This is a genomic window from uncultured Campylobacter sp., from assembly GCF_938018035.1.
GTDB lineage: Bacteria > Campylobacterota > Campylobacteria > Campylobacterales > Campylobacteraceae > Campylobacter_B.
Genome location: NZ_CALIJF010000187.1, coordinates 1 through 10188, shown reverse-complemented (window position 1 = coordinate 10188; position 10188 = coordinate 1). Strand labels below are relative to the sequence as shown.

Here is a 10188-nt window from a genome sequence, read left to right as displayed (position 1 = left end):
CAAAATTTTAAATTTGAGGTGCGCACGACCGTGCATGCCGATTTTTTAAACGAAGTAAAGATCGAGCAGATGGCGCAAATTCTATGGAGTGAGGGCTACCGCGGCGTCTATTATCTGCAAAACTTCCTGCCTACAGGCGATAATTTCGGTAATTTAGACGCACCGCTTGCGAGCTTTGATCCAAGCAAAATCCGCACCGATCTAAAGATCGAACTTCGAAATTTTGATTAAATTTACGCCGTCGCGCGCGTCTTGCTGCGATGAATGCGATGAAATTTTATTTAGCGCGCCGCGCATTGTTTGGCGTATATTGAGCTGCGATAAAATTCGCCTCGCCGTTTGCCGCAGGCATTAGCACGAAGCAAATAAACGAAATCGCACCGTAGTTCCACCTTTAAAATTTCTTTTCAAAGCTCCGTCATAAAATTTTATCATAAAGCTTTGCCGTAAAATTCCATCTCGAAATTTCGACCGTTCAGCTAGCATAAAATTTCGTCTCACTCGGCTGGCTACGGAATTCCGCCATGTGCTCCTGCCGAGCTGTGCGCGTTTTATAAAATTCCGCGCAAATTTTACGGGTGAAATTTCACGCCTTTAAATTTCACCTGCAAAGCCTTCGATAAGATTTTTTTCGTTACAATACGCCCTAAATTTTTAAAAAGGCAAAAAATGGATAGAAAAAAAATCTACAACCCCTTCTCCGACGAGACGCTTACCGATCGCAAGGTCTTCGGCGGCAATCCGCAGGGAATTTTAAATTTTACCAAGGCAAAATATCAATGGGCGCTGAAGCTTTGGGATCTGATGGAGGCCAACACCTGGTTTCCTAAAGAGGTCGATACCACCGACGACGTGCGCGATTATAACTTCAATCTCACAAGCGCCGAGAAGCGGATGTACGATCTCGTGTGGAGCCAGCTGATATCGATGGATAGCTTTCAGACCAACAATCTCGCCGATAATATCAACCCCTACATCACGGCTCCGGAGATCAACGCCGTGCTCGCTCGCCAAGCCTACGAGGAGGCCAACCACAGCAAATCCTACGCCGTCATGGTCGAGGCGATCTGTGAAAATACCGATCTCATTTACGAGATGGAGAAGCACGACGATATGCTCCGCAGGAAAAACGACTACATCTCAAGCGTCTATGAGGAGCTTGCGGGCGAGGTTAGCGACGATAAGCTGCTGCTAGCGATGGTGGCGAATCAAATTTTAGAGGGGATCTATTTTTATAGCGGCTTTACCTCGATCTATGCGCTTGCTCGCGCGGGCAAGATGCTAGGCAGCGCGCAGATGATCCGCTTCATACAGCGCGACGAGATCACGCATCTGCTGCTCTTTCAAAACATGATAAATTCCGTCCGCAAGGAGCGCGCCGATCTGTTTAACAAGCGCAACGTGGATAAAATTTACGAGATGTTCGAGACGGCGGGGAACTTAGAGATCGATTGGGGCAAATACATCACGGATAACCAAATCATGGGCTTTACGGACGACATCATCGAAGAATACATCCACTACCTAGTCGATCAGCGCCTGCTCGCCATCGGGCTTGAGAAGCGATACGGCGCGAAACACCCGATAAAATGGGTCGATGATTTTTCTAAATTTAACGATCAAAAGAGCAACTTTTTCGAGAGCAAGGTCACGAACTACAGCAAAGGAAGCTTGAGTTTCGATGATTTTTAGCGGATTTTGCGGTTTGAAATTTTGCTCTGTCGCATCGCGGGCTGAGCGCTTCGGCGGCAGTTTTAAAAATTTTATCGGCTCCGAATTTAAACAGAGCAGAAACTTTCGCGGCTTTAAATTTAACGCCTGGCCTGGCGGGAGCGCGTTATGGTCTCGCTAGAGCGGCTGCGCTGCGAAAAGATGGCGAACGACATCGCCGAGCAGGTGAGTTTAAATCCTGCGCTTTTTGAGGCGTTTTGTAGCGTCGCTAGAAGCGAGTTTGCCCCGCTGGGCGCGCACGCCTTTAGCCTTAACGCGCAGCCCATTTTAGCCAGCCAGTGGATCAGCTCGCCGCTGACGGTCGCGCGCATGACGATGGCGCTAAGCGTGGATCCGAAGGTCGAGAAAATTTTAGAGATCGGCTGCGGCAGCGGCTATCAAGCGGCGATTTTAAGCAGGATGGTTCACCGCGTCTTTGCCGTCGAGCGCGTCGAGCGGCTGGTGGGCGAGGCGAAAAGGCACTTTGCGAATCTTGGGATTTCAAACATCAGCCTGCGCCACGACGACGGCAACGCTGGGTGGAAAAATTTCGCCCCTTTTGATAGGATCTTGCTCTCCGCGTGCGCCGAGCGGATCGACGAGCGGCTGTTTGCGCAGCTGGCAATCGGCGGGATTTTGGTCGCTCCGATGAATAGAGGCGGTTCGCAAAAGATCGTTAGATTTAGTAAAATTTCTCCAAGCGAGATTAAAGAAGAGGAGCTCGGCGCCTGCGAATTCGTCCCGTTGGTGCAGGGTCGCGGATAGATCTAGCGCGCAGTAAATTTTAAAATTTCCTACCGCCGCGGGCGCGTAAATTTAATAAAATTTGCTTTTGCACTCCGTCGCGAGATCAGAGTTTTATTAATTATTTATTTAAATTCAAGTACAATACACAATTTTAATCTTACAAGGATGAGTCATGCAAGATTTTAGCAAGGAAAAGATAGAGTCGCTGGTCGTCAGCTGGAAAAATCACAACAAAAACCAATTCTGGCTCAAAAAACAAACCTCGATTTCAAAGTATTTAGGCGAGATAAAGCGCTGCCTCGCAAGCTTTGATGAGACCGAGAACGAGTTTTTGCAAACTTTATATATAAATCTCAGCGACGGCAATCTTAGAAGCTGCAAAATTTTATCTTTGGGCGAGAAGTTCGCGCACGCCGAGTATTTCTTTATGGATCAGTTTTTTGATTCCAATATCAGCGCGTTTTATTATGATTTCGCTTTTAAAGACCGCATCGTCGGCAAAAAAGAGCTGTTTCCTAAAAATGCCGTAAAAAGCGTAACTAGCGTGCTTAGCGGCGAGGACAAAAACATCGTATCGCTTTATGTTTTCATCGAAAATATCGTCAAAAATTTCAATAGCTATTCGCAGGAGCGCACCGCGCGCGATATTTTTAAACAAAAGCTAGTCAATTTCTACGACGAGCTTTACAGGCTTCTTACGGCAGTGGACAGCGCTTTGGCGATCGATTTTTTCGATGTCGCGCTGCATAATCAGCCCTTCGTGCTGATGGAATTTTTAAAATCCGCGATAAATGCCGATAATTTCTATCTGATCGACAGCTACCTAAGCGACGACGGGATGCTAAATTTAGGGCTTGCCGAGGGCGGCGATTTCGCGCAAATTTCGCGCGAGAAGCTCTATCTGCTAGCCAGCATATTTGCGCAGTGCAACGACGAGTTTCCGACGCTCGTTTATCGCGATGAAACCGCGCAAATTCTATCCTTGCTCTACGACGAAAAGGTTGAAATTTTTGAAGAATTTTACGAGGTGAGCTCGCGATTTATTGCGGAATTTACCCCGTATCCGCAGGACGTCGTGGGCGCGGCCAGAATCGTGTATTCGTCGCTGTTTTTCGAATACGTCAAGAACTACAAAAGCGAAGAGGTTGCGAAAAATACGATCTTTTACGGCGCGATCGGTACCGGCAAAACCCGCAGGCTGCGATCTTTGATTACCGAAAAGAAACTTGCGGCGAAAAATTTCCGCTACGTTTGCCTGCACGAAGGCTTTGAATACCGCGATTTCATCGACGGATTTTACGGCGAAAGATTCATTAGCGGCGAGTTTAAGGCGCTGTGCAAAGAGGCGCTAAACGATCCGAAGGGCGAGTATTATTTTCTGATCGACAATGCAAGTGCTGCGAGCTTGGATAAAATTTTTGGCGAGGCGGCGGTGCTTTTGGATCGTCGCTACGACGAGGAAGACGAACTTTCGCTGATTCGCACTAAAAACTCCCACATAATCGACGGCTTTGAAGAGGGCGAGAAAGCGCGCGCTAGCGTCGTTTTAAAGGACGGCCGCTCATATTTTGCAGTGCCTAAAAATTTATACGTCCTATGTACTCTAAATGAGCATAAATGCGTTTCGCCGTCGATCGCAAAGGCGTTTAGATGGATCAGATGCGAGTGCGATTACGGCGCTCTTGAGGATTATTTAAGGGATCGCGAGATCGTAAATGCAAGCGCGGTCGTTGCGGTTTGCAAGGCGCTGAATAAATTTATCGCCGATGAGGCAAAGGGCCTCGGCGTGATCGGGCACGGCGTATTTATGGGGCTAGCGCGCTATCAAAACAACGCTCAGATCATGCAGGAGGGGCTAAACGGCTTTTTTGCTGAGGTGCTTGAGCCGATCTTTAGGTGCGCGGCAAGGAGCGAAGATGCCGCTGCGAGCCTTAGCGAGCGCATCGCCGAAGCTAAAGGCGTGTTTAAATTTTAGCCGCCGCTTAGCAGGAATGGTTATTTGCGATGAAATTTTAAAATTTCATAGCATTGTGTTTCGCTTGTGTTTAGATATACGGCGGCGAAATTTTGATTTTATTTGGCAAGAGTTTTGCGCGTCGCCGCTTTATTTGCGGCGCGCCGTAGCAATGCCGATCTATTAAATTGATATAAATTTAGACTTGAAATTTTAGTTCTCGCCCGCCATACTAATCGGGCTCGCGAGCACGGAGTCAGAGTAAAATTTTGAGTTTTAAATTTAGCCTCAGCCACCAAATTTACATAAATTTTTATTTTAGAATTCCCGCCGTATTTTATACATAGAATTTTACTTGTCGGCGTAATCGCCGTTTTGATTAAATTTGATTGAATTGAAGTAAGCCTATAAATTTAAGCGGCGCGGGCTTTTAAATTTAGCCCAAAAGTCCTGCGCCTTTTACTCTCTGCGAGCGATCCGCCGCGTAGATCCTCTTCCCGCCTACTACTTTGCCGTCCTCGATTTTGCCGCCCTTTACGTCGTATTTCCAGATCGGCGCGGCCGCCTTGAAATCCTCCACAAACTCGTTTATTAGCGCCAGAGCGACCTTGCGCTGCGGGCTTACGACGCCTGCGACGTAGGAGCTTTCGTGGATCGGCACATCCCCGTTTGCATGTGCAAAAAGCACGAATGCGCCCTGTGCTGCGGCCTTTTGTTGCCACGCTTCGAACCAAGTCCGCAAAATCGGCTCGTAGATATCAAAGCTAAGCGCGCAGATGCCGCCCTCTTCGCGCACGATGCCTACGAAGGTAATGAACGCGCCGCAATTTGCGTCTTTAAATTTAGCGTACCAGCGCGATAAAATCGCATCTACATCCAAGCTGCCCTCATAAATTTCAGGCTCGATCCCGCTTAAAATTTCCGGATTAAATTTAGCCTCGTTCATCGCCGCTTCCTAAGCTTAGCCGCCGCAAACGGGAGGCAGAAGGCTCACGCGATCGCCGGATTTAAGCGCAAAATTCGCATCATAAATCATCTTATCATTTACCGCCACGGCGCAGTTTGCGAGCCACTCTCGCAGGCTTTCGTCCTTTTGCAGCTCCGCTTTTACCTTTTGCAAGGAGTTTGCGTTTAGGCGCAGGGGCTCGCGCCCGATCGGCCCTAAAAATTCTACCTCTACCATTTTTGTCCTTTTTTAAAGATTGAGCGATTTTAACGAAAAATTTATAAAATTTTATATAATTGCGTAAAAATTTAATGAGGAAAAATGATGAAAATCGATCAAATTTCGACCCCCGCTTACGTGTGCGAGGAGCAAAAACTGGTAAAAAATTTAGAAATTTTACGCGGCGTAGGCGAGCGAAGCGGCGCAAAAATTCTGTGCGCGCTAAAAGGCTTTGCGTTTAGCTTCGCGATGCCTTACGTTGACAGATACCTCTGGGGCGCCACTTGCAGCGGTCTGCACGAGGCGAAATTTGCCGCGGAATTTATCAAAAACGGCGAAATTCACACATACTCGCCCGCATTCAAAGAGGATGATTTGGATGAAATTTTAAAAATTTCAAACCACGTCGTATTCAATAGCGCCGCGCAGTGGCAAAAATATCGCGCAAAGGCGCTTGCTACGGGCGCATCGTGCGGCTTGCGGCTAAATCCGCAGACCTCCTTCGCGCCCAAAGACGCTTACAATCCGTGCGGCAGCTTTAGCAGGCTCGGGATGAGCCTTGAAGCGCTGCAGCGGGCGATCTTGCAAGACGGCGAGTTTTTGCGCGGCATCTCGGGGCTGCATTTTCACGCGCTGTGCGAAGAAAGCGCTCAGAGCCTAGAGCGGGTGCTTGAGGTTTTCGAGGCGAAATTTAGCAAGTATTTCAGAGGCCTAAAGTGGCTAAATTTCGGCGGCGGTCATCATATCACGCGCGCAGGCTACGACGTGGAGCTACTGATAGATCTGATCAAAAAATTTCGCGAAAAATATGAGGTTAAAATTTATCTCGAGCCGGGCGAGGCAGTCGGCTGGGAGTGCGGGTATTTGGTCGCTAGCGTGCTTGATATAGTAGAGAATGGCGCTCAAATCGCTATCTTAGACGCCTCTTCCGAAGCGCACATGCCCGATACCGTGCTGATGCCGTATCGTCCTGCGGTGCGCGGCGAGAGCAAGAGCGGTAAATTTAGCTATCGCTTCGGCGGAAATACCTGCCTCGCAGGCGACGTCGTGGGGCTTGAGAGCGGGCAACCCGAGTATAAATTTGATGCGCCGCTAAACATCGGCGATCGGGTGATTTTCGAGGATCAGATCCACTACACGATCGTGAAAAACACGACCTTTAACGGCATCAAGCTGCCCGATCTTGTTTTGGCGGACGAGCGCGGAGAGGTTTTAATGATCAAAAAATTCGGCTACGACGAGTACGCGAGGCGAAACTAGCGCGGCGCTTAATACAAAAATCTAATTTTGCTTTGTAAGAAAATTTTTTGCAAAAAATGATATAATCGGCTCGAAATTTTATATCTAAGGAAATCCATGAAAAGATTGTTTCTCGCGCTTTTAGCCTGTGTTTATGCGCAGGCGGAGGAGAAAAAATACGCCGACATCGTGCAGGGGAATAGCGATGTTTGGGGCAATGCAAGGCTTGAAAACATCGATAGCTACGGCAACGGCTTCGGTCCGATTTTTCTGCAATTTCAAGGACATCTGCAAAGCTCGGGCTTTTTTGCGTGGCTGGCGCTGGGTGCGGTTTTGGGCGTAATCATAGCTTTTATTGGGCACTACGCGATCATAGGGCCGAAGCACTTCGATCATCACGCGGGCAAGCCGATCTATGCATTTAATAAATTTGAGCGACTATACCATCTTGTAGCGGCCGTAGCATGGGCGATCTTGGTTCCGACAGGCTTGATTATGATGTTTGGCGAGGAATTTGGCGGCGGCGCTTTCGTGAGATTTTGTAAAAACGCTCACGGACTGGCTACGATAGCGTTTGCGATTGCCGTTGTGCCTATGCTAGTGACATGGTTTTGGCGTATGCTACCGCGAACTTACGATATCAGATGGATGATGATCGTGGGCGGCTATCTAAGCAAAAAGAAGCGCGCAATCCCTGCGGGTAAATTTAACGCCGGCCAAAAGGCGTGGTTTTGGGTCGCGACTTTAGGCGGTATAGTGATGATAGCGACGGGTGCGTCAATGTTTTTCCTAGACTACGATATCCCCGCAATGAGAAGTGCGCTAGGTATGAGTCAGATCGAAATTTTAAGAGCAAGCGCGATTATTCATAATCTTTTGGGTGCGGTCTGCGCGGTATTTTTGCTTGTGCATATCTATATGGCGGTCTTTGCGATCAGCGGAGCCATCCACTCGATGATCGACGGACACAAGCCGGAGGAGGAAGTTTACGTACTTCACCACTACTGGTATCGCGAGCTGCTCGATAAAGGGCAGATCGCTAAATCGCAATTTGAAGCGAAGTACCCGCGCTTATAACTTGGGTAAATTTTATGCGGGTCTGCTTGCGTGCGGCTCGCATTAGCTTTGAGGTTCAAAGAATTTTATTTTTAAGGATTACATATGCAACTAGATTGTCGCAATTTAAATTGCCCGGAGCCGCTTTTGCGCACCAAAAAAGCCCTCGGTGAGCTAAAAATCGGAGAGAATTTAGAAATTTTGGTAAACGACGTAGCGCCGCGCGAAAACATAAAACGTTTTTTGGCTAAAAACGGCTTTGAGGCGCAAATTTCACAAGCGGGCGCTGACACACTTATAAAAACCGTAAAAACGGACGAGCTTAAAGATGAAAGTATCGACGATATTTATTGTAATGTCACGGCGCCAAAAAGAGGCAAGGTGATATTCCTAAACGAGGAGCAGTGCGGAAGCGGCCCGATCGGAAAGAGCTTGCTTGCTAAATTTTTAGGCGCGGCGCTAAGCTTAGACGAAAAGCCAGTGAAGGTCATCTGTGTAAACAACGCCGTGCACATAACCACCAACCGCGGCCACGAATGCTTCGAGGCGATCAAAAAGCTAAACGAAGCGGGAGCTGAAATTTTAAGCTGCGGAAGCTGTCTGGAGGGCTACAAACTGGTCGATAAGCTCGCGATCGGCGAGATTTCAAACGCATACGAAATCATGGACGTCCTATCGAAATACGAAGTAATCAAACTATGATCTACAGAGATTTTAACCTCACGAAATTTATTGCAGCCGCCGGTTGAGCCGCCAAGCTTGACCCGGCGGGTCTAACCGAAAATCTTGGAAATTTAATCGAGCCCAATGTAAACCTGCTTTCGTCAACCTGCAGCAACGAAGATGCGAGCGTATTTCGCATAAGCAACGATCTTGCGCTCGTGCAGACGCTCGATTTCATCACCCCTTTGGTGGACGATCCATTTATTTTCGGACAGATCGCGGCAGCAAACTCCCTAAGCGACGTATTTGCGATGGGCGGCGAAGTGATAAACGCCCTAAACATCGTGGGTTTTGACGATTGTCATTTCTCAAACGAAATTCTGCGCGAAATTCTGCGCGGCGGTAAAGACAAGATCAAAGAGTGTGGAGGGGCCTTGGTAGGCGGGCACACCATCTCTACCCCTGAAATTTATTACGGGCTTAGCGTCACCGGGCGTGTGAATCCGCGTAAATTTTGGAGCAACAATACAGCGCGCGAAGGCGACCTGCTGATCCTAACAAAGCCCATCGGTACGGGCATTATCGCTACGGCTATCAAAGCGAAATTTCTTAAATTTGAAGAATTTCGTGACGCTATAGAGAGCATGATTTTGCTAAATTTTTATGCCGTAGGCGCGCTAGCGGGTTTAAAAATACATGCCGCAACCGACGTGACGGGCTTTGGGCTGCTTGGACACGCCCTTGAGATGATAAATGAGAAGGTAAGTTTTAAAATTTATCCTAGTAAAATTCCGCTTTTAAAAAGCGCCCTCAGATGCCTTGATGAAGGGCTAATCCCTGCCGGAAGCTATAAAAATTTAAAATTTATCGCACCTGGTGTCGATTCCGAACCGGACATAACGCTTTGCGACGCGCAAACCAGCGGCGGACTTCTGCTTGCCGTAGCGGAAAAGGACGCGGCGCGAGCGCTTGTGAATTTAAAAAACGCAGGCTACGCTAGTAGCGCTATCATCGGAGAAGTAGTGGTACGTGCCGAGCATAAAATTTATTTAGTCTAAAATCTTTATCTATTCAGCCCCCTTTAAGCATCACTCTTGTATAATCATAATTCTGTTTCGCACCGAGCCGAACCTGCTTTCTTAACTCTTAAGTCCTAGTAGTTTTAGCCTTTTAGCGAACGTGTTTTTTAAAATTTTAACTGTTAAAAACAAATATCTTTAGTCAATCTTTGAAATCTAAACAAGTGATCGATTGAGCCTATGGATTAAGATTTAGATCGCCGGATCGAATTTAGATTATTTTTTACATCCGTAACGAATATCTAATTAGCATCTAGCTTTAAACTAAATCTATCCATAAAAACGATGTTACAAAAACATAAAGTTTTTAGATTAAAAACTTCATATCGACTCTCTAAAGCCTGATTCAATTATTTGGATCTAAACTAACTAAACGTTGGTTTTTAAATTTAATTATGCGAATAATAAGTTTTATCTACGTAATATACGCCGCTTCCGATAGAAGCGGTGTGCTTTAGAGGTTTCCAAAGGGCGTAGCCCTTTGGTCGCAAAGACTAGCTTCGCTAGTCTGCGAAATCAAATAAATATGGAGAGTTTGATCCTGGCTCAGAGTGAACGCTGGCGGCGTGCCTAAT

The 10188-nt window shown here is 47.3% G+C and carries 9 protein-coding genes and 1 pseudogene; 8 read left to right on the top strand and 2 right to left on the bottom strand.

Features of this window, described 5'->3' with window-relative positions:
• The 4 genes and pseudogenes from Q0257_RS05680 to Q0257_RS05665 all read left to right on the top strand — a co-directional run.
• Positions 1-231, top strand: a pseudogene (locus Q0257_RS05680) (anaerobic ribonucleoside-triphosphate reductase activating protein); the annotation flags it as partial.
• A 438-nt stretch (positions 232-669) separates the two neighbouring features.
• A complete protein-coding gene (locus tag Q0257_RS05675; protein WP_177387058.1) occupies positions 670-1692 on the top strand; it encodes a ribonucleotide-diphosphate reductase subunit beta in 1023 nt (340 codons plus the stop codon).
• Positions 1693-1839: 147 nt separating this feature from the next.
• Positions 1840-2475: a protein-L-isoaspartate(D-aspartate) O-methyltransferase gene (locus tag Q0257_RS05670; protein WP_297896800.1), complete on the top strand. Its 636-nt coding sequence runs from the start codon at positions 1840-1842 to the stop codon at positions 2473-2475.
• A gap of 154 nt (positions 2476-2629) precedes the next feature.
• The gene (locus Q0257_RS05665; RefSeq protein ID WP_298022691.1) at positions 2630-4432 is read left to right on the top strand and encodes a hypothetical protein; all 1803 of its coding nucleotides are present in this window, start codon (positions 2630-2632) and stop codon (positions 4430-4432) included.
• 415 nt (positions 4433-4847) lie between these two features.
• Here Q0257_RS05665 and Q0257_RS05660 read toward each other — a convergent pair whose 3' ends face one another.
• On the bottom strand, positions 4848-5357 hold the full coding sequence (locus tag Q0257_RS05660; protein WP_298022688.1) for a molybdenum cofactor biosynthesis protein MoaE: 510 nt from the start codon (positions 5355-5357) through the stop codon (positions 4848-4850).
• Between the two features lie 15 nt (positions 5358-5372).
• Positions 5373-5594, bottom strand: a complete 222-nt coding sequence (locus Q0257_RS05655; protein ID WP_298022686.1) for a MoaD/ThiS family protein — start codon at positions 5592-5594, stop codon at positions 5373-5375.
• An 84-nt stretch (positions 5595-5678) separates the two neighbouring features.
• Here Q0257_RS05655 and nspC point away from each other — a divergent pair, with 84 nt between their 5' ends.
• The 4 genes from nspC (at position 5679) to selD (ending at position 9592) form a co-directional block, all read left to right on the top strand.
• A complete protein-coding gene (nspC, locus tag Q0257_RS05650) occupies positions 5679-6836 on the top strand; it encodes a carboxynorspermidine decarboxylase (RefSeq protein ID WP_298022683.1) in 1158 nt (385 codons plus the stop codon).
• A 96-nt stretch (positions 6837-6932) separates the two neighbouring features.
• Positions 6933-7892, top strand: a complete 960-nt coding sequence (locus tag Q0257_RS05645) for a formate dehydrogenase subunit gamma (RefSeq protein ID WP_298022680.1) — start codon at positions 6933-6935, stop codon at positions 7890-7892.
• An 84-nt stretch (positions 7893-7976) separates the two neighbouring features.
• Positions 7977-8573: a sulfurtransferase-like selenium metabolism protein YedF gene (yedF, locus tag Q0257_RS05640; protein ID WP_298022677.1), complete on the top strand. Its 597-nt coding sequence runs from the start codon at positions 7977-7979 to the stop codon at positions 8571-8573.
• Positions 8570-9592 (top strand): selenide, water dikinase SelD, encoded by a 1023-nt coding sequence (gene selD, locus Q0257_RS05635; protein ID WP_298022674.1) that lies wholly within the window; start codon positions 8570-8572, stop codon positions 9590-9592. Before yedF ends, selD begins: the two co-directional genes overlap by 4 nt.
• Positions 9593-10188: the final 596 nt, after the last annotated feature.